Source organism: Arthrobacter sp. NPDC093125, assembly GCF_044754225.1.
Lineage (GTDB): Bacteria > Actinomycetota > Actinomycetes > Actinomycetales > Micrococcaceae > Arthrobacter.
Map to the genome: position 1 here is coordinate 339,367 of NZ_JBIVOQ010000003.1, position 23,113 is coordinate 362,479.

The 23,113-nt window shown below is 66.7% G+C and carries 21 protein-coding genes; 8 read left to right on the forward strand and 13 right to left on the reverse strand.

Features of this window, described 5'->3' with window-relative positions:
* Positions 1-290 (forward strand): Ig-like domain-containing protein (locus ACIP9X_RS08825; protein WP_400479337.1); only part of this gene is annotated, 290 nt, incomplete at its 5' end.
* Between the two features lie 417 nt (positions 291-707).
* Here the strand turns inward: ACIP9X_RS08825 and ACIP9X_RS08830 are convergent.
* The 4 genes from ACIP9X_RS08830 to ACIP9X_RS08845 form a co-directional block, all read right to left on the reverse strand.
* A complete protein-coding gene (locus ACIP9X_RS08830; protein ID WP_400479338.1) occupies positions 708-1,424 on the reverse strand; it encodes a class F sortase in 717 nt (238 codons plus the stop codon).
* Positions 1,425-1,428: 4 nt separating this feature from the next.
* A complete protein-coding gene (locus ACIP9X_RS08835) occupies positions 1,429-2,082 on the reverse strand; it encodes a hypothetical protein (RefSeq protein WP_400479339.1) in 654 nt (217 codons plus the stop codon).
* A 149-nt stretch (positions 2,083-2,231) separates the two neighbouring features.
* Entirely contained in the window at positions 2,232-3,011 is a 780-nt protein-coding gene (locus tag ACIP9X_RS08840; RefSeq protein WP_400479340.1) for a hypothetical protein, read from the reverse strand.
* A gap of 196 nt (positions 3,012-3,207) precedes the next feature.
* Positions 3,208-3,384, reverse strand: a complete 177-nt coding sequence (locus ACIP9X_RS08845; protein ID WP_400479502.1) for a CsbD family protein — start codon at positions 3,382-3,384, stop codon at positions 3,208-3,210.
* A gap of 269 nt (positions 3,385-3,653) precedes the next feature.
* On the opposite strand from ACIP9X_RS08845, the gene ACIP9X_RS08850 reads away from it, so the two are divergent.
* The gene (locus ACIP9X_RS08850; RefSeq protein ID WP_400479341.1) at positions 3,654-3,947 is read left to right on the forward strand and encodes a hypothetical protein; all 294 of its coding nucleotides are present in this window, start codon (positions 3,654-3,656) and stop codon (positions 3,945-3,947) included.
* Between the two features lie 3 nt (positions 3,948-3,950).
* Here ACIP9X_RS08850 and ACIP9X_RS08855 read toward each other — a convergent pair whose 3' ends face one another.
* Complete coding sequence (locus tag ACIP9X_RS08855) at positions 3,951-4,643, reverse strand: potassium channel family protein (RefSeq protein ID WP_400479342.1); 693 nt, start codon at positions 4,641-4,643, stop codon at positions 3,951-3,953.
* Positions 4,636-6,168 (reverse strand): TrkH family potassium uptake protein, encoded by a 1,533-nt coding sequence (locus ACIP9X_RS08860; protein ID WP_400479343.1) that lies wholly within the window; start codon positions 6,166-6,168, stop codon positions 4,636-4,638. Before ACIP9X_RS08860 ends, ACIP9X_RS08855 begins: the two co-directional genes overlap by 8 nt.
* 307 nt (positions 6,169-6,475) lie before the next feature.
* On the opposite strand from ACIP9X_RS08860, the gene ACIP9X_RS08865 reads away from it, so the two are divergent.
* Positions 6,476-7,324: a phosphatidylinositol-specific phospholipase C/glycerophosphodiester phosphodiesterase family protein gene (locus ACIP9X_RS08865; RefSeq protein ID WP_400479344.1), complete on the forward strand. Its 849-nt coding sequence runs from the start codon at positions 6,476-6,478 to the stop codon at positions 7,322-7,324.
* Between the two features lie 24 nt (positions 7,325-7,348).
* Here ACIP9X_RS08865 and ACIP9X_RS08870 read toward each other — a convergent pair whose 3' ends face one another.
* From ACIP9X_RS08870 to glgX, 4 genes are all read right to left on the reverse strand, one after another.
* On the reverse strand, positions 7,349-8,047 hold the full coding sequence (locus tag ACIP9X_RS08870; protein ID WP_400479345.1) for a class F sortase: 699 nt from the start codon (positions 8,045-8,047) through the stop codon (positions 7,349-7,351).
* A 42-nt stretch (positions 8,048-8,089) separates the two neighbouring features.
* Positions 8,090-9,010: a hypothetical protein gene (locus ACIP9X_RS08875; RefSeq protein ID WP_400479346.1), complete on the reverse strand. Its 921-nt coding sequence runs from the start codon at positions 9,008-9,010 to the stop codon at positions 8,090-8,092.
* Positions 9,011-9,264: 254 nt separating this feature from the next.
* Complete coding sequence (locus tag ACIP9X_RS08880; protein WP_400479347.1) at positions 9,265-10,008, reverse strand: MBL fold metallo-hydrolase; 744 nt, start codon at positions 10,006-10,008, stop codon at positions 9,265-9,267.
* Positions 10,009-10,522: 514 nt separating this feature from the next.
* Entirely contained in the window at positions 10,523-12,661 is a 2,139-nt protein-coding gene (gene glgX / locus ACIP9X_RS08885) for a glycogen debranching protein GlgX (RefSeq protein WP_400479348.1), read from the reverse strand.
* Positions 12,662-12,861: 200 nt separating this feature from the next.
* Between glgX and ACIP9X_RS08890 the strand changes: the two genes are divergently transcribed.
* The 5 genes from ACIP9X_RS08890 (at position 12,862) to ACIP9X_RS08910 (ending at position 19,556) form a co-directional block, all read left to right on the forward strand.
* A complete protein-coding gene (locus tag ACIP9X_RS08890; RefSeq protein WP_400479349.1) occupies positions 12,862-14,076 on the forward strand; it encodes an MFS transporter in 1,215 nt (404 codons plus the stop codon).
* Between the two features lie 179 nt (positions 14,077-14,255).
* Positions 14,256-15,800, forward strand: coding sequence for an ABC transporter substrate-binding protein (locus ACIP9X_RS08895; protein ID WP_400479350.1), 1,545 nt, complete (start codon positions 14,256-14,258; stop codon positions 15,798-15,800).
* 43 nt (positions 15,801-15,843) lie between these two features.
* Positions 15,844-16,788: an ABC transporter permease gene (locus ACIP9X_RS08900; RefSeq protein ID WP_400479351.1), complete on the forward strand. Its 945-nt coding sequence runs from the start codon at positions 15,844-15,846 to the stop codon at positions 16,786-16,788.
* Complete coding sequence (locus tag ACIP9X_RS08905; protein WP_400479352.1) at positions 16,781-17,668, forward strand: ABC transporter permease; 888 nt, start codon at positions 16,781-16,783, stop codon at positions 17,666-17,668. Before ACIP9X_RS08900 ends, ACIP9X_RS08905 begins: the two co-directional genes overlap by 8 nt.
* Positions 17,661-19,556, forward strand: a complete 1,896-nt coding sequence (locus ACIP9X_RS08910) for an ATP-binding cassette domain-containing protein (protein ID WP_400479353.1) — start codon at positions 17,661-17,663, stop codon at positions 19,554-19,556. The genes ACIP9X_RS08905 and ACIP9X_RS08910 overlap by 8 nt, the downstream gene beginning before the upstream one ends.
* A gap of 33 nt (positions 19,557-19,589) precedes the next feature.
* Here the strand turns inward: ACIP9X_RS08910 and ACIP9X_RS08915 are convergent, their stop codons facing one another.
* The 3 genes from ACIP9X_RS08915 to ACIP9X_RS08925 form a co-directional block, all read right to left on the reverse strand.
* Positions 19,590-20,225 carry a hypothetical protein gene (locus tag ACIP9X_RS08915; protein WP_400479354.1) on the reverse strand — a complete coding sequence of 212 codons (636 nt, stop codon included), beginning with the start codon at positions 20,223-20,225 and terminating at the stop codon, positions 19,590-19,592.
* A gap of 649 nt (positions 20,226-20,874) precedes the next feature.
* Positions 20,875-22,149: an aminotransferase class I/II-fold pyridoxal phosphate-dependent enzyme gene (locus tag ACIP9X_RS08920; protein ID WP_400479355.1), complete on the reverse strand. Its 1,275-nt coding sequence runs from the start codon at positions 22,147-22,149 to the stop codon at positions 20,875-20,877.
* On the reverse strand, positions 22,146-23,063 hold the full coding sequence (locus tag ACIP9X_RS08925; RefSeq protein WP_400479356.1) for a class I SAM-dependent methyltransferase: 918 nt from the start codon (positions 23,061-23,063) through the stop codon (positions 22,146-22,148). The genes ACIP9X_RS08920 and ACIP9X_RS08925 overlap by 4 nt, the downstream gene beginning before the upstream one ends.
* Positions 23,064-23,113: the final 50 nt, after the last annotated feature.

Genomic DNA, 23,113 nt, shown 5'->3' on the forward strand with positions numbered 1-23,113 from the left:
GCTACACCGGAACCGACAGCTTCACCTACGAGGTCTGCGACACCACCGGCGCCTGTGACAGCGCGACGGTCACCGTCACCGTCACGGCCGTCAACGACGAGGACCCGCAGGCCGGGTCAGCCGACGGAACTGAAGGGGGGCCTGCTCCCACTTCAGCCCCGCTTGCAGGAACCGGCACCCTGGCCTTTACGGGGGCCAGCGGCGTAACCTTCATGGCTGCCGGGCTTGGCTTGGTCTGCCTCCTCGCTGGTACGGTACTCATGGTCCGTAGGCGTCGCCGCACCGCGTAAGCCTGAGCAAGGAATAGGGGTGGGTTGGCCGGGACCAATCCACCCCTTTCCTTTTAACCCCGCCGCTCTCGAAGTCTGCGCTCATACGGCTCAACGGTTCCGCGGGGAACGAGATCCAGGGCATCCGAAGTTGAAGGCGGTAAAGGCACAGTAGTCCTTCGCGACGATGGGACTATTCACCTTTTTCTGGAACTCGTAAGTAAGAATTGAAACCGCTGACGCTCATACGCAGTGGCGGCAGCCAACGCCGCCGCGAACGGGAATGAATCCCAATGCTGGTCGACATGTCGACGGCGGCGTCCCTTAGGCGCTGATGCCCAGGCCCGCAAACCCGACAACTAACGTCCTGGCCCCGGATCGGCACGCCTGACGGCCTGCAAGGAGTCTGAGGAGCAGTCGGGCACGTACTGGAGCTGGTCACTGTGCTGGCGGGGCTTTGGCCGTGGCCAGGTTGGTCAGTTTTGCGTAGACCACGTAGTTGTCGTCGAACTCTCCGGTGCCGGGATCGTACCCGTCGCAGGTGATGAGGCGCAGTTCAGAACCTTTGGTGTTGCCGTACACCTCGAGGGTGGGAAAGCTGTTCTTGCTGTAGGCGGCGGCCCGGTACACCGCGAACCGCGCCGTGCTGCCGTCCTCCCGGGTAACGTTGATCTCGGCCCCGTTCTTGAGGGCGCGCAGGCCAGCGAAGACTCCCGGCCCGCCGCCCGTCGCGTTCACGTGGCCCAGCAGTACGGCAGGCCCTGTCTCGCCCGGCGACGGCGAGCCGCGGTACCAGCCGGCCGGCGCACCCGGCCCATCCGGCGGCACCTCGAGCGACCGGTTCGGCCGCAGCCCGAGTTTGATCAGTGGCGAACGGACGCCGATGACCGGAATCTCGACCGTTGTGGGCGCCGCTGCCGGCTTGGCCGTCGAAGGTGGCGGAGCAGGTGACGTGACCGCGGGCTTGGCTGCCGCCGTCGGGCTTTTTGCCTTTCCGAAAGCGGTGGCAGTTGGAACGGACGACGGCGGTGCGCCGCCTGGTGCTGCTGCACCGCATCCGGTCAGGGCCAGGGAACCCAGCACCATCAGGGACACTGCGGGGAGGGCAACTCTTGGCACGGCAGGTGGGCGGGGGCGGGTTGCTGAGGCTGCCATGGTCCTAGTGGTGCTCCGTCCAGCAGGCGAGGATGGTGGTGGCGACCTGGTAGGAAAACGCCGCGGGTGTGACGCCTTCGGGGCCGAGTGCGGACGGCAGCGCGCTGCCGTCGACGTGGAGGGTGCTGTTGTCCTTCAGGAAGACAACCGAGCCGTCGGGCGTCTGGTAGGCCGGGAATCCCAGGTTGGCGAGGCCCTTGATGGGTTCGGCTCCGGGGAGCTCGGCTTGGAGGGCATCGAAGTGCTTCCGGGCCGACGCTGGATCCGGTGATTCCTTGACGGAGAGGACCAGCGGACCGACGTCGAGACGGTAGGTGCAGGTGTAGGTGGTGTCCGCCCAAGTGCTGTCGGTGCGGGGTGCTCCGGTAAGCGCGAGGATCTGGGCAACGTCGCCCTTGGTCTCGTCATTGCAGATCATTTTGGAGGCTTCGGAGGGGCTGCCGGGTGCTTTCACGGCTGCCTTGGCCGCTGCTGACGTGGATTCCGTGGCCCTTGGCGAGTTGGACGCCGGCGCTGCGGCCGCCGTCGGGCTTGCCGCCGCCTGACTGTCAGAAGTTGCGGGTCCATGTGCCCCCACCGCCGCGGCGCATCCGGACAGCAGCAGCGATGCCACTGCCAGCGACCCCAGCAGGTTGCGGTTTCTCATAGTCTTGTCCATCCCAGCCCTTTGTCCTTCACTACATGCGTTGCCCTGTGTCCGGCCGCCCTCAGCAAGCGCGAACGGACACTTGTGGCCCTTAAACGCAGGGCCACAAGTGTCCGTTCGCGCTCAACGGGAGCCGGGCCTGCCGTCCAGCCGGATCCTGATTAGGCGGCCGGGGCTGCCTTCCGGCGGCGGACCACATAGGTGCCGCCGGCCGCGGCAGCGAGGACGAGGCCGCCGCCCAAGGCAAGGGCACCGGCGTCGTTCTTCTCCGGAGTCTGCGCAACACCGGTGTCAGCGCCGCCCTCAGGCATGGCCATCTGGCCCGCCACGAGGGTGCCGCACAGTGCCGGCGAGGTGGCCGCCAGCGGCAGGGACGGCACGAGATCGCTCTTGGCAGCCTGGCCTGCTGCGCTCAGCGTCGCGGGGTCAAGGCCGTGAACCACGACGACGGCGGTTCCGTCATGCAATGCCTGCTTGGTCTCGGCGTTGAGCTCGAAGGTGCGGTCGATGGTGTAGCTGCCGCCCTGGCCGGCGAGCTTCAGGTCGAGGCCGGCCGCGGGGCTGGTGTCGCCGCTGGTGGAGAGCGTGGTGCCGATCTTGCCGTAGGACGGTCCGCCTTCGGTGGTGGAGATGACGCCGTCGCCGTTGGCGTCGGCCCCGGGTGCCGGGCACTGGCCCTTGGCGCCGACGTGGATGTGCTGGACGTGCGGGTACGGGGCGTTGTTGAAGGTTTCGGCGAGACCGGAGACGTTCAGGGCAACATGGGCCTGGTTGCCGGTCACGTGCACCGCAACGGTGCCGGAGGCGGAGCTGCCGTTGAGCTGCCCGAGCTGGGCCTGGTAGGAGTGGTCGCCCTCATGGGCCATGGCAGGTGCGCCGGAGAGGGCGAGGGCGCCCAGGGCAAGGGTGGGAACGGCCAGGAAGCGCAGTGTCTTGTTCATCGGAAAGCATTCTCCTTGTGCAAGTTTTGGTGGTTCTCCCCTGAGAGGGACACCTGCAGTTCGGAGCTGCTGCCGGGGTGGATGGGTGGAATTGTGATCCGGTGCACTTTTCGCCTGGTGCGGCTTCGGGGACGGAAACGGATCGAGGCCCTGTCCGCTTTCACCGGACAGGGCCTCTAGCCCTAAAACGAGACCTTTAGTGCCGCCTGAAGGCATCCTTGATCTTTTCGCCGGCCTGCTTGAGGTCGGCCCTGATATGGCGGCCCCTGCCTTCCGACCGGAGCCGTTCGTCTCCGGTAGCGCGGCCGGCCGCTTCCTTGCTTCTGCCGTGGAGTTTTTCGGCGGCGTTGTGGATCTTGTCACCCAAGCCCATCATGACCTCCTGTTCGGGAAATGCCGGGCGGCTGCTGCCGCCGCGGCCACTCTCATTTTATCGGCGGCGGACCCGGAAGGCTCCTGGCATTCGTGACGTCATCGGGCGCAGTCTCAGCGCTAGATCCTCCTGACCTGCGACGACAGGTGCGGTTGTCTGTCCTGACGGAAACACAAACGACACCCGGGATGCCCTCAGCCGAAACGTTGTAGAAAACATCGTGGTGCAGGCTGAGTCCATCGAATCAGTCCAAAGAAGGGGGTCCGACTGTGAACGAAGATGTGGAACTTGAGGTGCGGTCATTGGCAGAGCTTGCGGCGGGGGAGGAGATCGAGGCCTGGCACCGCGGGAGGCTCGCGCACCGGGGAAAGGTCGTCAGCACGCTGGACGGGATCGACCTGTTCTGGATCATCGATTCCCGCACCGGCGCCCGCAGGCTGCTGGATCTCGAGCAGCTCAGCGTTCGGCGGGTGGCGCCCCGGAAGCCGAGGGCCGCCGTCGGAAAACCCGGCCCGCCGCCCCGGAGGGCCGCCGTCGTGCCGGTGTTCCTGGAGGCGCAGTGAGCGTCAGGCCATGTTGCTGAAGCGTTCGGCCTGGGTCTTGCTGCCCTGCACGATGATCTGGTCCTCCTCGTAGAGGACGGTCTGCGCCGTGGTGTGGCCCCACGTGCCGCCGGGGCGCTTGACCGCGACGATCGTGATGCCGTACTTGTCCCGCATGCCCAGCACACCGAGCGGCCGGTCCTGCGCCTCCCTGGGAGGGCTGGTGCGGATCATCACGAAGTCGTCCTCGAACTCCACGTAGTCGAGCAGGGATCCGCGGACCAGGTGGGCCACGCGCTTGCCCATGTCGTGCTCCGGGCGGATCACATGGTCAACGCCGAGCTGCTCCAGAATCTCGGCGTGCGGATCGCTGATGGCCTTGGCCCAGATCTGCGGTTTGCGGAACGTGAGGAGGCGGGAGGTGGTGAGGATGCTCGCCTCGATGTCGCTGCCGATCCCCACCACGGCCCGGTCGAACTCGTGCACGGAGAGCTGGCGCAGCACTTCCTCCTTCGTGGAGTCCGCCCGCACCACGTGGGTCAGGCGCCCGTTGTAGGACTGCACGATCTCTTCGTTCGCGTCGATGCCGAGCACTTCGGTGCCCTGCGCCTCAAGCTCCAGCGCCAGCGCGCCGCCGAAGCGGCCCAGGCCGATGACGACGACGGAATCCGCCAGCGCGGGCAGGTCACCGCTGCGGGAGAAGATGTTCTTAGCCAATGAGGGGCCTTTCCTTAGGGTATTCATACAGAACCGGGCGCTCCCGCAATGCCAGCGCCGCACCTAGCGTGGCCGGGCCGAGGCGCCCGACGAACATCAGCAGCACCAGGACCAGCTGCCCGGCCGGCGGCAAAGCCGCGGTGATCCCGGTGGTAAGTCCCGTCGTCGAAAAGGCCGACACAACCTCAAACAGGATCCGTTCCTGGCCGAAGTCCGTGATGAGCATCAGGAACACGGTGGAAGCGACGACCAAGGCAATGGACAGCAGAACCACGGTGATGGCCTGGCGGTGCACGGCGCGGGGCAACTGCTTGCTGAAGACGTTCACGCCCGTTCCGCCCCGCAGCTCGGTGACAAGGATGAAGAACAGCACGCCGAACGTGGTGATTTTCAGGCCGCCCGCGGTGCCTGCCGGGCCGCCGCCGATGAACATCAGGATGTCCATCCCGAGCCACGACACCGGATGCATCTGGCCGATGTCGATGCTGTTGAAGCCCGCCGTGCGCGTGGTGACCGACTGGAAGAAACCGGCCAGCACCCGTTCGCCTGGCCTGAGGCCTCCGAGCGTGGCCGGGTTGGACCACTCGACGGCGGTCAGGAAGCCCGCGCCGCCGACCAGGAGCGCGATGGTGCCCACCAGGACGAGTTTGGTGTTCATGCTCCAGTGGACGGGCCGGCCGTATTGCCGGTGCAGTTCGAACAGCACCGGAAAACCGAGGCCGCCGATGATGACGGCGGCGGCGATCGGCAGGCAGACCCAGGGGTCGCCCGCGAAGTCGATCAGATTGTCGGTATGCAGGGCGAATCCGGCGTTGTTGAACGCCGACACCGAGTGGAAGACGCCGTGCCAGAGCGCGCGCTCCGGGGTGTAGCCGTAGGCGGCGACGTACCGGGCCGCCAGCAGCCCGGCGAGGATCACCTCCACCATCAGCGTGATGGCAAGGACGCCCAGGATGACCTGGCGGACCGCGCCTAGGCCTGTCGCCTGGGATTCGGCGGCCGCCGCAAGCCGGGAACGGAGGCCCAGCCGGCGGGCCAGCAGGACGCCCAGCAGCGTGCCGAAGGACATCACGCCGAACCCGCCCACTTGGATCAGGACCAGGATGACGGCCTTGCCGAAGCCGCTCCAGTAGACCGGGGTGTCAACGGTGCTCAGCCCCGTCACGCAGACCGCCGACGTGGAGGTGAACAGCGCATCCAGGAACGGGGCTCCCTCGGGGCCGTTCCTCGCGATGGGCAGCATCAGCAGCCCGGTGCCCACCGCAACCGCTGCCGCGAAACCAAGGGCAATCAGCTGGGCGGGATGCTGCGGTGCGAAGACGTTCAGCAACCTTGGGAAGGCCTTGGACCCGCGCAGCCTTCGGAGCGTTGCCTTGCCCCGCGGTGCGTCCCTGCCTGACCTGCCTTTCACCGCGCGGCCCCTGGAGCGCGTGGCCTTCACGAGCGGCGCACTTTCCCTGCCGCGGCCCCTGCCGTCCCGGCCCCGGGATGCGGGTCTGGGTTTGCGGCCGGGAACGTCGTGCATACGCGTCACGCTACCACCGCTGAATCCCGACGCTCCCTCACTTTTCGCAACGTTTTTCCCGACGCTCCTTCACGTTTCGCTCCTCTTTTCAAAACGCTCCCCCACTTCCGGTCGCCTTTTCCGGGAAGGCTCTCGCAGTTTTGGACGGGTGAGGGGTCAACGACGGCGTGTCATGTCCTGTTCACCCGCGCGTCAGCCGGCAGTAGGCAGGCGTTACCTGCCGGTAGGCAGTGTGGTGGGGCACGCCGTCGGACGGTCCCAATCAGGGAGCGCGACCGCGATCCCGACCGCACTGAAGGAGAACCCTGTGCTGCTCAAAAGCACCGTCACCGCACTCATCGCCCTCACGGCACTGACCGGCACCGCCGCCCCCTCATCGGCAAAGCAGGCGCCGGAGATCGTGCTGGGGCAACCGCACGCTGCCGCCCACGCCCACAACGACTACGAGCATGGCCGGCCGTTGCTCGACGCGCTGGAGCACGGTTTCACGAGTGTGGAGGCGGACGTCTGGCTGGTTGAGGGCGAGCTGCGTGTCGCCCACGACTTTGAGGACACACGCGCCGGAGTCACTCTTGAGAGCCTGTACCTGGATCCGCTCGACGCGCTGGTGCGCCAGGAAGGCCGCAGCGTGTACCCGGGCTGGGACGGCAGCCTGCAGCTCATGATCGACATCAAGAGCGAGGGCGAGGCCACCTACGCAGCAATTGAAAAGGAGCTGGCCGAACACCCGCAGCTCATGACCCGGTACGTGAAGGGCAAGGTCACGGAAGGTCCGGTTACCGCCGTCATCAGCGGCAATCGCCCGCTGGCCACGATGCAGGCTGCGGAGAAGCGCCGTGGGTTTTACGACGGACGCTCCGCTGACCTTCTCTCGGTCGCACCTGCAGAGCTGATGCCGCTGGTCAGCGACAACTGGACCAAGCTGTTCACCTGGCAGGGAGTGGGCCCGATGCCGGAAGCCGAGCGCGCGAAGCTCCTTGCCTACGTGGAAACGGCCCACTCCGAGGGCTACCGGGTGCGCTTCTGGGCCACCCCGGACCAGCCCGGCGCTGCACGGGAAGCTCTCTGGACGGAGCTGCACAGGGCAGGAGTGGACCACATCAACACCGACGATCTCGCTGCTCTGGACGCGTTCCTCACCGCCCGAGGACAGTAGGCGCCGAAAGGTGAGGGAGCGTTGCTACGGGGCGGGGGAGGCGGTGACCACCACGTTCTTGCCCCACGGATCCTCGGTGTAGCAGCTGATCAGGACCACCCGGTTGGGCACGACGTTCCAGATCTCGCTGTCCTTCAGGGAATTTTTGTCGTGGGTCGTGACCGAGTCCACCACGTAGTCCAGCTTTCCGGTAGCGGTCGTGACTGTGACGGCCGCGCCTACGAGCGAGCTGCTGCTGAGCCTGTTGAAGGGCGCCTCCCTGCCGTCCCAGCTGTGCCCGGCGATGTACGTCGTGTTGGACGAACCCGCACCCGGAACGCCATACGCCGTGAGCCAGTAAGCATCGAGCGTGAGCGGCGGCACGAGGGCCTGGTCCGCGAGTTCCTGGGTGCTGGGCGTCAGCGGCAGGACTTTCATATCGATGCCGGCAGTTTTGATCGACAGCCTGGTCGGTGCCGCCGCTGCGGGCATTGCCGCCTTCGCCGCCGTCGCGGCGGGGGACACCGGGCGGGCAGCCGGACTTGGGGCGGCTGCCGCGCTCGCGGATGAAGCGGCTGTGGAAGGAACGACGGCGGAGCTGCCGCCGGCATTGGGCGGGAGCAGAAGCAGGGCCGCCAGCCCGGCGGCGGCGATGGCGGGCACGGCTAGCCAGCCCCTGCCCCCGCGCCTCCTGGAGGGGGTGCCAGAGGCTGGCTCCGTGTCCGGTTCGGTTTCTGGTTTCATGCTGGTGGTCATTCTGTGCGGTTTCCTGTTCCTGCCGTGGCCTCAGCGGCGGCTGCGCTCCAGCCGGCGCATCCGGAGCGCCACGGCGGCGGGAACCACGATGCCCGCCGCAAGCAATCCGGCCAGCAGCGCCAGACCCGGGTGGTCGGCAGGCTCAGCCGCGGCGGCCGTCTGCACGTTCAGGCCCCTGTTCACGCCGGCCACGGGGACAGCAGTGGTGCCCCCAACGGGAGCAGCACCCACGGGGTTGGCGTTGACCGGGCTGGTGCCTCCCGGCGTCGTGCCTCCGGAAGTGTTGATCGGAGTGGTGACTGCCGGGGGAGTGACAACCGGGTCTACACCGATGGCGTCCGGGTTGCAGGCATCCAGGAAAGCCTCAAATAGGGCCGTGATCGCGTCCGAGGTCTCCTGGTCCAGGCTGAACGTCGCCAACTTCTCATCAAATGCAGCAGCTGCTTCGTCGGAGGCCTGCAATGCTGCGAGGACCTCGGGCGTGTTGGCAGCATCTGCGGGAGCCTTTTCGAGGAGCTCCAGAGCCTCTTCGGCCAGATCTTCCTCTTGTCCCGCCGCTGTCAGGGCCGCCTGCGCGGCTTCGATCGCTGCCGCGTCCCCTGACTCCTGGGCCTTCTCCAGCACGTCCTCGGCTGCCCTCTCCGCTGCATCGGCTTCCGCTAGCCTCACTCTGGCGTCATTGAGCGCCTTGTCGGCGGCGGCAATGGAGGCTTCAAGTACTTCGAAGTAGGTCTCCTCGGCAACTGCAGCGGCCTCCGCCAAGGCCTCGAGTTCGGCGTACGACTCCGCCGTGATTCCTGCTGCGGCCAGGGCGGCCTCGTACTGGACCGACGCCGCGACACAGGCGGCGTCACCCGGGGCTGCTGAGGCGACCGGCATGCCGATAAAGAGCCCCCCGGCAAAAACTGCTGCTGACGACCCAGCGGCGACCCATTTGGAAACAGAGGTCATTTGAATTGCGTCTCCTGAACACGAAGCGGCCGCGGGACGGCCCCCACGGAGTTCAGCGCGCGGTAGAACGGTCCCTCGTGGTTTCCTCCGGGGACCGGACTGTCCAAGCAGGTGAGACGCTCGTACTGCTAATCCTCAGTGTGATGCGGTGAGACCCCAGACCTGCCTGGAACGCCTGAAGGATTGCTGTGAGCTAAAGGTACAGAGCAATCCGTTTTGTGGCAATGATTGTGGCGTGTTGTCCAAGAAACCAGTCAGGCTGCCCCGTTGCGCCGGGCAATGGCAACTGCCTCTTCGACGCCCTCAGTCCAAGGTTCACCATGGCCAGGCAGGACAAGTCCGGCCCCCGTGGCTGCCAATGCGGTCAGAGTCTCCAGGTTCTGTGCACTGTTTGCCGTGGCCGCACCTGCCACGATCCGGGGCCCCGCCCTTCGTGTGTAGGGGTCGAGGGTGACGAGGGCATCGCCGCTGAACAGCACGTTGCGGTCCCGCAGGAACAGGCCGCAATGGCCGTTGGTGTGGCCGGGGGAAAAGACGATCTCGGGAGTTCCCGGCACGTCGAGGGTGCCTGTTCCAGGGAGATAGGCGAACTCCTCCAGTCCGTGCACCTTTAGGGCACCGGCGCCGGCCATCCTGGCCAGCACCGGCACTCCCGCAGGATGTGTGAGGGAGAAGAGCAACCGGGATTTTTCGTGGCTGTACCGGTAGGGGTGACGGGCCAGGAAGGCGTCCTCAGGATGGACCCACACCGGGACGCGGTGCTCGCTGTGCAACCGGTGCGCCAGGCCCAGATGATCGAAGTGGGCATGGGTCAGCACCAGTGCCCTGACATCCTCCAGAGAATACCCAAGGCCTTTGAGTGCGTCCTGCAGAACGTTCCACATCGCGGGCAGGCCTGAGTCCACTATGGTCAGGCCATCCTCATCTTCGACCAGATAGAAGTTGACGAAGGCGCCGGTGATGCGGTGAACCCCCTCCGCTACCGTCGTTACCGCCATAAGCCGACCAACCTTGGGAAGCCGCTGCGAACGCAGACGGGAGCATCGGGGCCGAAGGAACGGGACGGGTCAAGGACCGACTTAGCGTGTGGGACTGCCACCATGCGCCGAACTTACTTACTTCCAGTTGGGCTGTCCAGAGTTCGGCTAAGCCGCGGGAAGCGGAAATCCGTCCCTATCGCCGCTGCGCTTCATGGCTGGCAGGGTTTGGCGGCGAGAGGTGAGGGGGCGTTGGGGGTTTAGCGGCGAAAGGTGAGGGGGCGTTGGGGGTTTGGCGGCGAAAGGTGAGGGGGCGTTGGGGGTTTGGCGGCGAGAGGTGAGGGAGCGTCGGGGGGTGGGCTGTGCACCGGCCGGCGCCTCTGCAGCCGGCCGGTGCAACGCGCTCTTGCGGCGCACTTTCAGGATGGGGCCCTCACGTTGCGGCCGTGTTTCGGAATCGTCATTTCGGGGTGACCTACTTTCCCGTACGGCACACTCACGCCCCCGCTTACAAGCCCGGGTTACGCGCCCCGGCTTACGCCGTCCACAGGTTCGGCTCGGGCTGGTTCAGCGAGCGGGCGCGGAGCACGGTCATCGACTTCGCGCAGACCTTCAGCACGCGGCCGGCGTCGACCGGTCCGCGGTCCACTCCGGTCCCGGCGGTGTTGATGACCATGTCCCAGGACGCTGCGAACTCTCCGGAGGGGAGCGTGAACTTGATGTCGTCGTCGTTCGCGTTGAAGTAGAGCAGGAAGTTCACGTCCGAAATCCGCCGGCCGCGGTCGTCCTGGCCCTGGATGCCGTCCCCGTTCAGGAAGGCGCCGATGGTCCGGCCGAACCCGCGGCCCCAGTCCTCCGGCAGCATTTCCGTGCCGTCCTCGTTCAGCCACACAATGTCCGGCAGCTTCTCGCCCTTGCCGCGGCGGACCGGACGCCCGTCAAAGAACGTGCTGCGCCGGAACGTCGGGTGCTGGGCCCGCAGCTTGTTCACCGCGGCCGTGAAGTCCATCAGCGGCTGGTCCACGGAATCCCAGTTGATCCAGCTCAGCTCCGAATCCTGGCAGTACACGTTGTTGTTGCCCATCTGCGTGCGGCCCAGCTCATCGCCATGCGCGATCATCGGCACGCCCTGCGAGAGCAGCATGGTGGCGATGAAGTTCCGCTGTTGCCGGGCCCTCAGCTTCAGGATCTCCGGGTCATCCGTGGGTCCCTCGACGCCGCAGTTCCAGGACCGGTTGTGCGATTCGCCGTCCCGGTTTCCCTCGCCGTTGGCCTCATTGTGCTTGCCGTTGTAGGACACCAGGTCCCGCATGGTGAAGCCGTCGTGGGCCGTGACGAAGTTGATGGACGCCACCGGCCGCCGCCCGGAGCGCTCATACAGGTCCGCGGATCCCGTGAGGCGCGACGCGAACTCGCCCAGCGTTGCCGGTTCGCCCCGCCAGAAGTCCCGCACCGTGTCCCGGTACTTGCCGTTCCACTCCGTCCACTGCGGCGGGAAATTCCCCACCTGGTAGCCGCCCGGCCCCACATCCCACGGCTCCGCGATCAGCTTCACCTGCGACACGATGGGGTCCTGCTGCACCAGCTCGAAGAACGTGGAGAGCCGGTCGACGTCGTAAAATTCCCGGGCCAGCGCCGAGGCGAGGTCGAAGCGGAACCCGTCCACGTGCATCTCCGTCACCCAGTACCGCAGCGAGTCCATGAGCAGCTGCAGCGAATGCGGGTGCCGCACGTTCAAGGTGTTGCCCGTGCCGGTGTAATCCATGTAGTGCTGCTTGTCGTTCTCCACCAGCCGGTAGTACGCGGCGTTGTCAATGCCCCTGAAGCTGAGCGTGGGACCCAGGTGGTTCCCTTCCGCCGTGTGGTTATAGACGACGTCGAGAATCACCTCGATTCCCGCACGGTGCAGTGAGCGGACCATCGCCTTGAAGTCCTGAACCTGCTGGCCCATCTCACCGATCGAGCTGTAGGTGTTCTGCGGCGCGAAGAACCCGATGGTGTTGTAGCCCCAGTAGTTGCTCAGGCCCTTCTCCTGCAGGGTGCTGTCATTGACGAACTGGTGGCAGGGCATCAACTCAATCGCGGTGACACCCAGCCGCTGCAGGTGCGCGATGACGGCGGGATGCGCGACGGCGGCAAAGGTGCCGCGCTGCTCTTCGGGCACCTCCGGGTGGAGCTGGGTGAGCCCCTTGACGTGGGCCTCGTAAATTACGGAGCGGTGATACGGGATCTTGGGCGGACGGTCGCCCGCCCAGTCGAAGAACGGGTTGATCACGACGCCCAGCATCGTGTGCGGGGCGGAATCCTCGTCATTGCGGGACGTGGGGTCACCGAAGTTGTAGGAAAACATCGACTGGTCCCACTTGACCTGCCCGGAGATGGCCTTGGCGTAGGGGTCCAGGAGCAGCTTGTTGGGGTTGCAGCGCTTGCCCCTGGCCGGATCGTACGGCCCGTGCACCCGGTACCCGTACTTCTGGCCCGGCTGGATCTGGGGGAGGTAACAGTGCCAGACGTAGCCGTCCACTTCGATGAGGTCCACGCGTGTCTCGGTGCCGTCGTTGGCGATCAGGCACAGCTGGACGGCCGTGGCCGCCTCGCTGAACAGCGCAAAGTTTGTCCCCACCCCGTCAAAGGTTGCACCCAGCGGATACGGGCTGCCCGGCCAAACTTCCATGATTACTCCTGCGGCTGTTCAGTTATCCGGAACCTCGCGGCCCCGGTTTAGTACGGCAATGCTAAGCAGTCTTAGTAACGTGACCTAGCAATATCACTTTATGACGGACGGCACTGGCCGGTGTGATGTTGGTTTACTTTCAAGGGGTATGCTGCAGATTTGCCGCGGCCGCGCCCATGGGCCCCCCTAGGATGAACGGGATGACTCCGCCCGATGGCCCGCAGCCCTTCAGCCTCCGCGGCATCGCTGTTCCGGCGTTCGGGCCCGCGCTCCTGTTCTCTTTCGGCGAAGGGGCGGTGCTGCCGGTGGTGGCCCTGTCCGCCCGAGAACTGGGCGCATCCGTGGCGGTCGCCGCGCTGATCGTCACCCTGATCGGGCTGGGTTCGTGGTTCTTCAACCTGCCCGCCTCCATGATCACCCTTAAGTTCGGTGAGCGCTGGTCCATCGTGGGCGCCGCAGCGGCCGGGGCGCTTGCCCTCCTGGCGGCAGGGCTGTCCTCGGTGATTCCCGACGGACTTTGGCTGCTCGCCGCGGCGATGGCCGTCGTCGGAATGTCCGCCAGCGTTTTCAGCCTGGCCCGGCAAAAGTACCTCACCGAAGCCGTGCCGGTAGAGTTCCGGGCGCGGGCGCTGTCCACGCTGGGCGGCGTAAACCGGATCGGCATCTTCATCGGCCCGTTCGTCGGCGCTGCCGTCATGCAGTTCGCCGGGATCAGCGGCGCCTACTGGGTGGGTGTGGCAGGCATGGCGGCGGCAGCCGCGCTCGCGGTGACCATTCCCGACGTGGCTGCTCCCGGAGGCGCCGCGGGTCCGGCCGGTCCTGCGCCCACACTGCGCGGGGTGGCCGTGTCCCATGCCGGCGTGTTCCTGAGCGCGGGTGCCGGGATCCTGCTGCTGTCCGCGCTGCGGGCCTCGCGGCAGGTGGTGATCCCGCTGTGGGCGGACCATGTCGGGCTCGACGCGTCCCAGGCTTCATTGCTGTACGGGCTGTCCGGGGCGATCGACATGCTGGTGTTCTATCCGGCCGGCAAGGTCATGGACCGGCGCGGGCGCCTCTGGGTGGCCTTGCCGTCCACCCTGATCATGGGCACCGCCCTGATGCTGATTCCGCTCACGGCAGGGTTCACCGGACTGCTGCTCGTGGTGCTGCTGATCGGGTTCGGCAACGGCATCAGCTCGGGGCTCGTGATGACCCTCGGCGCCGACTTCTCGCCCGACAATGGCCGCGGACAGTTTCTGGGCCTGTGGCGGTTCATCGCCGACGCGGGCCAGACCGGCGGCCCGGTGCTGCTCTCCGCGGTGACGGCGGCAGCCTCCCTCGGGGCGGGCGTGATGGCCACCGGCATGCTGGGGTTCGCAGCGGCAGCCGTGTTCGCCGTCGTCCTTCCACGGCTCAAGCACCGCCGGAACTACTGACGCCGTCGGACGTTCGAAGCACCCGGCTGCGGCGGCGGCGGTGATAGCCGGTTGGTATATTACGGCGGCCGTAACGGCCGTTTTGAGCAGAGAAGTTAGGTTAGCCTACACTTTGGATGGCCTCTCCGGCCGTTTCACTCCGCCTGCAGCGTCGCAGGCCTCAAAGCTAGGTGGTTTCGTTGCGCTCTTCAATCCCGCTGTCCGTGTCCGTGGGGCTCGTGGCGCTTCTCTCCTTGTCCGCCTGCGGCTTCGGCGGCGAGGCCGGAAAGACCAGCGCTGCGGACCCTGACCAGCGGATCGTCGTCGACAACTTCCGCGCGCCGGTTGCGGACTGGGCCCTGGCCAGCGACGCCGCCTACATCCTGTCCCTGTCCGGATGCCTTGAAACCCTGACCCGCTACGACGAGACGCAGGGAAAGATCGTGCCCTCGCTCGCGACCGAGTGGAAGCAGGTCTCCGACCTCGAGTGGGACTTCACCCTCCGCGACGGCGTCAAGTTCCAGGACGGCACCCCGCTGACGGCTGCCGCTGTGGTGGGTTCCCTGCAGAACGTCCTCAAGGCCGACGTGCCCGCCAGGGCCTTCAGCCCCAAGGTGGTCAGCGGTGTCAAGGCCGTGGACGAGCACACCGTCCGCGTGACCACCCCGACCAAGAGCCCGTTGGTTCCCTACCGCCTGGCCAGCGTCAACACCGGCGTGCTGGCACCGGCCGCCTTCAAGGGTGAAAGTGTCGATCCGTTCGGCCACTGCACCGGCCCCTTCAAGCCTGTCTCCGAAAAGCCCAAGCAGTCGCTGACCCTGGACCGCAACGAGGACTACTGGGGCGGGAAGGTGCAGCTTGCCGGTGCCGAGGTCCGGTTCATCACCGACGGCGGCACCCGCACCACCCAGGTCCAGACCGGCGAGGCGGACGTTTCGCTGTCCATCCCGGTCTCCGGCCTGGCCGCGCTGGAAGGCGATTCCAACGTCAAGCTCCTCAAAGCCGACTCGCCGCGGACCGCCACCCTGTACATGAACAACGGAAAGGCCCCGTTCGACGACGTCGACTTCCGCAAGGCGGTCCGCTCGGCTCTCGACCTGGATGCCCTTGCGGCAAGCGTCTATGAAGGTGCTGCCACCCCGTCCACCGGTCCTTTCGCCCCGTCGGAACCCTGGTCCATTGAGGGCGCCGAGGCCCCGAAGCAGGACCTCGAGGCCGCGAAGAAGCTGCTCGCCTCTGCCGGCTACACCGCCGGCCGGCCGCTCGAGATCGTCGCCATCGTGGAGCGCGCGGAGTTCGCCGACGTGGCCACCGTCATCCAGGAAAACCTGAAGGCTGTGGGCGTTCCGGTGAAAATCGTGACCAAGGAATACGCCGCCGTGGAACCGGACCTGCTGTCCGGCAACTACGACATGGTGCTGAGCCAGCGCAACCGCCTGATCGACATCGCGGACCCCATCGGATTCCTCACCGCGGACTACACCTGCGAGGGCACCTACAACCTCAGCCACTTCTGCAACGCGGAGTACGACAAGAAGATCGCCCAGGCGGCCACCACCGCCGACTCCGAGCAGCGCTACCGCCTCTACTCCGAGGCCGGACAGATCCTCCAGGACCAGGCCGTGAACGTGTGGCTCGTCAACGAGCAGGCCATCGACGCCGTCCGCACCGACCTGCAGGCCCACGTCCAGGACCCCCTGGCCCGCTATGTGCTCAGGGCTGAAACGGCCAAGTCCGGATCCTGACCGTGGCCTTCCCTGATACACAAGCCCTAGAGCAGGGCTGCGGATGATGCAGTTCGTCGCCAGGAGAGCGGCGGCCCTTGTGGCCGCCGTTCTTCTGGCGTCTTTCGTGGTGTTCCTCATCCCGTACGTCACCCCAGGCGACCCGGTCCGGAAGATCATCCGCTCGCGGGTGGCGGGTGACGCGATCGATGACAATTCAGTCGTCGAATCCCTGTCCCTCCAGCTGGGACTCCAGGATCCGTTGTGGACGCAGTACCTGCGCTGGCTGGGACGGTTCCTCAGCGGCGACATGGGCCTGTCCTACACCAGCCGGACGCCTGTGGCGGATCAGGTGCTGCCCGCCCTCTGGGTCACACTCAGCCTCGTGGTCATGGCCCTCGCCATTGCCGCCGTGATCGCCGCCGTCCTGGGCATTACCGCCGCCCTGAACGAGGGTCGCGCGGCTGATAAGGCCATCACCGCCGTCACGCAGGCGTTCATCGCCATGCCGGAGTACTGGCTCGCACCGATGCTCGTGCTGGTCTTTGCGCTGAAGCTGTCCGTGCTGCCCTCCGCCGGGTGGGAAGGCCCGACGTCGGCCGTTCTTCCCGTGGCCGTTCTCGCCTTGCGCCCGGCGAGCCACTTCACCACCGCCGTGCGCGACGGAATGCTCGACGCGCTGGGTGCGGACCACGTCGTCGCCGCGCGGGGGAGAGGACTCAGTTACGTCCAAACCCTCCGGAAGCACGTGATCCCCAACGGGCTGCTGCCCCTCACCACGCTCGCGGCCGTATGGTTCGCAGGCCTGCTGGGCGGATCAGTCATCATCGAGGTCATCTTCGCCATCCCCGGCATGGGGCGGCTCCTGTTCGACGGAGTCCTGAACAGCGACATCCCGCTGGCCCAGGGAGCCGTGGTGGTGGTCGTGGGGCTTGCTGTCCTGCTGACCACCGCCGCGGACATGGTCCACGGGCTCCTTAACCCCCAGGTAAGGATGCGCCATGCGTAGGCTACGCAATCTGCCCTTTCCACATCTGCCGGGCCACATCTGGGCCGCCGCCTCGGTCCTGGCCCTCATCGTGCTGTCCGTGCTTCTCGCCGGCTGGATCGCACCCTATCCGCCAGCGGAACAGAACCTCGCCTTGCGGCTGGCAGCGCCGAGCGGAACCCACTGGCTGGGCACCGACCACCTGGGCCGCGACACCTTGAGCCGGCTGCTTGACGGCGGCGGCTTCTCGCTGACCGTCGCCGCCCTGGCCACAGTGCTCACCGCGGTCATCGGCACGGCGGTCGGGGTGCTCAGTGCCCGCCGGCGGGGCTGGCTGGACGAGTTCTTTACCCGCACCAACGACATCCTCCTGGCCATGCCGGAAATGGTGGTGGCCCTGTTCCTGGTGGCCGCGCTGGGAGCGGGCTATCCGTCCCTGCTGCTGGCCCTGACCGTGACCGGCTGGACGCCGTTCGCCCGCCTGGCCAGGGCGCTCGCGTACGACGTCAACGCCCGCGGGTTCATCGAGGCCGCCCGTGTCCTCGGCTGCCCGCCCTGGTTCATCATCCTGCGGCACATTCTGCCCCACCTGTCCGGGCCCCTGCTCGGGCAGGCCACCCTCCGGTTCGGGCAGTTCCTGATCAGCGTCGGCGCCCTCTCATACCTGGGGCTCGGGGTGCAGCCGCCGCAGTCCGACTGGGGCTCGATGCTCGCCGCCGCCCAGCCCTATGCCGTGAGGTCGCCGATGACGATCCTGGCGCCCGGCCTGGTGATCTTCACCGTGGCGCTGTGTGTCTCCCTGATCGGCCAGCACCTGGCGCGGATGTCCAGCAGCAGGCTGCTGCTGGCGTCGTCCGCTGGACCTGCACCTGCGCCTGCACCGGCGGTCAGCAATGTCTGAGGGACTGGTGATTAAGGGGCTGCACCTCAGTGTCCGGGAACCCGGCGCCGGACGTGCTTTCGCGGCAGAGCGGCGGCTTATTCCGTCCGGCAAGGCTGCGTCCGGCAAGGCCGCGTTCCGCGAGGCTGCGTCCGGCAAGTCCGCGTCCCGCAAGGCCGCGTTCCGCGAGGCTGCGCCCGGCAATGCGCCGGTCCAGTGTCCGGTGCTCTCCGCCGTCGACCTCTCCGTGGCACCGGGCGAGTTTGTGGCCCTGGTGGGAGCCTCCGGAAGCGGCAAGACGATGACCGCGCTGTCGGTCCTGGGGCTGCTGCCGCCTCAGATCCACGCCGAGGCAGGGTCCATCCGGCTGGGCGGGACGGACCTCCTGGGGTGTGACGGCGCGCAGCTCAACCGGATACGCGGTGGCCGCGTGGGCATGCTGTACCAGCAGCCCAAGCGCATGTTCAACCCCCGGATGACCATCGGCCGCCACCTGGCCGAACCGCTGAAGCTGCACCGCGGACTGCGCGGACGCACCGCGAGGGCACAGGCGCTGGAGCTGCTCGCCGACGCCGGATTCGACGATCCCGCCCGGTGTGCGCGGTCCTATGCGCACCAGCTCTCGGGCGGCATGGCCCAGCGCGCGATGCTGGCCCTGGCCATGGCCGGCCAGCCGGAACTGCTGCTCGCCGACGAGCCGACCTCCGCCCTGGACAAGGTGCTGGAGCGGCAGATCCTGGAGCTGATCGACACCCAGAGGCGCCAGCACGCCCTCGGGGTCCTCTACATCACGCACGACCTGGCCACCGTTGCTGCGTTCGCTGACCGGGTCGTGGTGCTCGACGCCGGCCGGGTCCAGGAGGAAGGCCCGGTCAGGGCGGTCCTCGGCGCGCCCCAGACCGCGTGCGCCAGGGAGCTCCTGGAGGCATGCGCCCTCACCCGCCGCCGGATAGAGGCGGCCGGGGAGGCACTCGGCCCCTCCCGCGACATTTTGACGCTCGACGGTGTCACTAAGCGGTTCGCCGGCAACGGGCGCGGCGCCCGGCCGGCGCTGGAGAACGTCTCGCTGAGCCTCCGGGAAGGCGAGATTCTTGGCGTCCTGGGCCAGTCCGGCTCAGGTAAGAGCACCTTGGCCCGGCTGCTCGTAGGGGTCGAGGCCCCGGACCGCGGCAGCATTACGCGGGCGCTGCCCTCGGAGGACGGGAAAAATGACGGGAAGAACGACGGCGGCAGTGCCGCCCGCAGCGGCCCCGGCACTGAGGTGCAGCTCGTCTTCCAGGAACCGCACGACGCCTTCGACCCCCGAATGAAGCTGCGCGCGAGCCTTGAGGCCCCGCTGCTGCGGCAACAGACGTGGACGGCGGACGAGCGCCGGGATCGCATCCACCAGGCCGTCCGGGATGTTGAGCTGGAACCCGGACTGCTGGACCGGTATCCAAGCCAGTGTTCGGGAGGTCAGCTGCAGCGGCTGACGATCGCCCGCGCGCTGCTCCTGGAACCGGACGTACTGATCTGCGACGAGGCCACGTCGGCGCTCGATGCCGTGACGCAACGCAAAGTCCTGGACCTGCTGCTGCGGCTGCACCGGGACCGCCGTCTTTCACTGATCATGATTTCCCACGACATGAACGTCATCCGGTACATGAGCCACAGGGTGGCCGTGCTGTATCAGGGGGCCTTGGTGGAACTGGCGGCCACGGCGGATTTCTTTGCCAACCCCCAACACGGGCACAGCAAGCAGCTGGTGGCAGCGGCCCTCACCAATCCGGCAGTCTGTGCTGCTCCGGTGGCCTGTGCCGATTTGGCGGCCTGCGCTCATCGGGCGGCACTCACGGCGGCCCGTTATCCCGGGGCCGGCGCGGCGGGAACGTCCCGTTTCCTGGAGCTCGTCAGCAACCCGAACGCCTGAGGGCGTCAGTTCCACCGGTAGGGGCTTTGCCGGCTACACCCCGGCCCAGCGGCGGAGCGTGCTGTTGACGAGGCCGATCAACGCGGCCGTCCACCAGCACGCCTGCGAGATGCTGAGGGCGATCAGGAGACGGAGGCGCAGCCGGTGCGCCAATTCACCGAAGCGTGTTTCCGGCGGGAGCGCGAACAGCTTGTGCATCATCGGGGCGATACTCAGTCCGTTCAGCATCAGGACGAGCACACAGCCGAGCTTCACGGCGGTGACCGGGTTGGTGAGGTCGGGCTGGATGAGGGCTCCCGAGGCCAGCAGAAGCGCCAGGCCGCCCCAGATCAGCGGTTTCGCGGCCGCCTCGAGCTTGGGCGATTCGTGCATGTGCACCTTGCCCATCAGCCAGAGCAGGCCCAGCCAGTCCACGACGAGGATGGTGCCGAAGGACAGCACCAATGCCAGGATGTGGACGGAAAGTCCAAGGCGGTGGAGTTCCGGCCCGAATTCCACGAAGTGCCCCATCAGGACGGAGGCAAGCCAGCCGGCGGTGCAGAGGATGCCGAGCAGAACCAGACGGACGGTCTGCCGCCGGGAATCCGGCGCATTGTGGACTGGCGCGGAAGCGGGCTGTGCAGATTGGGGTTCAGGGCGGGTCAGTGTTGTGCGGGTGTCGGCGATCATAAGGCCGGCCTTTCATCACAGTTGTGCTCCCCTGAGTGTGTTGCCGGGAGCGGCGGCTACTGGCCGGGCAGTGCCGGACAGCAAAGATAGTAGGGCTGGGTAGGAAGATGGGGACAGGGTATGGAAATAGGGGGCCGCGCGGTGATTGGTGCGGGGAAAGGCCCAGGCACGAGCAGCGGTGCAGGCAGTTGGGGGCTTGTGGCCCCAGGAGAGGTCACATCCCGACCTGAATGAATACGATACAGGTTGATTATGGAATTACGCAATAAAAGTGTTTCTCATTTCTCCAGTGGATTGCTTAATAGTGCGTTTCAAGAAATAAATTCCCCTGATGCAATTCACCGAAAATTCACCAAGGCAGACCAACAATTCACCTGCGCAGAACGGGAGTGTGCCGGCGCAGACCGGGAATTCAACACGTCCGGCACAGCATCGGAATTCCTCCCACCCCCTCCCAACTAAGTAGCACTTCAGGTCGTTCTCAGCGCTGAGAACGACCTGAGGTGCTACCTAGTTGGGCGAAGGCGTGACAAAAGAGCCGCCTGCAGGTTGTTGCTCAGGCTCGGCGGGCGGTCGAGTTCCACGCTTAAGGTCAGCAGCGTCCGGCTCAGATAATTCCAACGGTCATCGTTGCTCCGTAAACTGCAGATCAGTGTGCCGGTCCGTGCGGCGGGGGAATGACGGGGATTAGCCCCGTCGGGAGGCCGATAATCTCTGCGTCCTCGGGGCGGTCCTGGCTCGCCCGCTCGATCGCGGCGCGGAAATGGGGCAGGCTGTTCTCCACCATCTCCTCGCTGGCGGTGAGGGATATCCGGAAGTAGCCGGGCGTTTCGAAGAGGGCGCCGGGAAGAACGAAGACATCCTCATGGCCGAGGGCTTCCGTGAACGCCTCGTCGTCGGCAATGGGGCAACGGATGAACAGATAGAACGCGCCTTCGGGCGGCCGGAGCTGGTAACCCATGCCGGACAGTTCCTCCACGAGCCGGTCGCGCTTGTGCTGCAGCTGCTCCACGTCGATCGTGAACTGTTCCAGCCGGGGGAGCGCGAACTGCAGGGAGCCGTTGGGAAAGATCCAGCCCATTGCCACCTGCAGGGCTTCAATGGCAGGGCGGAGTTCCTTCCGGTCGGGCATGGTGGAAGGCAACGCCAGATAACCTACCCGTTCCCCCGGCGCCAGGTGCGTCTTTCCGTACGAGTAGGCCAGCAGCGTGTACGGGTAGAACTCGGTCGGGCTGTGAAAGCGGGCGCCGTCGAACACGATCCGGTTATAGGGCTCGTCCGAGATCAGGTAGATGCGGCGGCCGTTCCGGACAGAGGCCTCCTCGAGCAGCCCGGCGAGGCTTTGGAGAAGCTCCGGCGGATAGATCCGCCCGGTGGGGTTGTTTGGCGAATTGATGATGACGGCGCGGGTACGCGGGGTGATGGCGGCTTCGATGGCTGCCAGGTCGAGGTCGAACGTCCGCAGGTCGATCCGGACCTTCACCGGGACCAGGCCGGCCTCGACGGCCAGCGGCTCGTAGAGGAACCACGGCGGCATGCTGTAGATGACCTCGTCGCCGGGGTCCGTCACCGTCTTGAGCGCCAGCGCGATCGCGGTGAAGCCGCCGGTGGTGAGGTACAGGTCCTCGGGCCGGAATGGCACACCGAGCCACTGGGCCAGCGATGCTGCCGCTGCCTCCCGCGCGTCGATCTCGTTGGTCTTGTAGGCAAACCACTGGTCGTCGCGCGGGTGGACGGCATCCGCCAGGGTCTCCACGTACGCCGCCTGGGGCATCTGGTGCGGGTTGCCCAGGGTGAAGTCGCAGGTGCCGTGCAGGTGCCGGCGTCGGGAGTATGTGGAGTCATTGAGGAACGCATTGATCCGCTGAAAGGACGGGATCGACGCGACCCCGAGCGCACGTCGCGAGGCAGGGGATCCGGTCACTGCCCGGTACCTTCGGTTGCCCGTTCGCCTGCCCGGGCCTTCCTGGCGGTCAGGAGCAGGTATTCCCATTTCATCTGGAAGGGCGAGTCACCGTGGGCGTCGCCGTAGGCTGAGGCGAGCTCGGTCAGGGCCTGGTCGAGGGCCTTGACCTTTTCCTCGTCCCCGGCCAGGTACTTGTACACCGAGATGGTGGGGCCGTAGTGGGACTTGAAGTAATGCAGGAAGTCTTCCGGCTGGTGGAAGCTGGTGATGGTCACCATCTGCTTCCGGGTCTGGACGTCCGTGACGTTGCCGTCCAGGAGTTCGCGCACGTGGTCCTCGCTGCCCCACAGCGGAGGTGGCTGGGCGCCCGGCGGCGGCGGGGGACCGAACGGCTTCATGGTGGCGAACATCTTCCCTAGGAAGCCATCCGGCGTCCAGCTAATCAGACCGATGGTTCCGCCCGGCCGGCAGACCCTGAGCAGTTCGTCGGCACTGGCCTGATGGTGCGGGGCGAACATGACGCCCACACAGGACATGACCACATCGAACTCGCCGTCCGCGAAGGGCAGCGCTTCTGCGTCGGCTTCCTTCCACTCCAGCTCAACGCCGCGGTCGGCGGCCAGGCGGCGCCCTGCGTCGAACATCTCCGGGGTGAGGTCGCTGGCCACAACGCTGGCACCCATCATGGCTGCAGGGATGGCGGCGTTGCCGGCCCCCGCCCCGATGTCCAGCACGCGCTGCTTGGGTTTGAGGGCGCACGCCTCCACGAGAATCGCGCCGAGGTCCGGGATCAGCTCGCTGGCGAGGGCCGGGTAGTCGCCCTGCGCCCACATGGCCCGGTGCTTCTCCTTGAGGGCCCGGTCCGCCTGGGTGGTGTCCTCTTGGGTCGCGTTGGTTGTGGTCGCCTGGGTGGCTTCCGTCTTGTCGTCCATGTCCGCCCCTCTGCTCTGCAGGAATTGCTGGTGCAGGTTTGACTGACAGC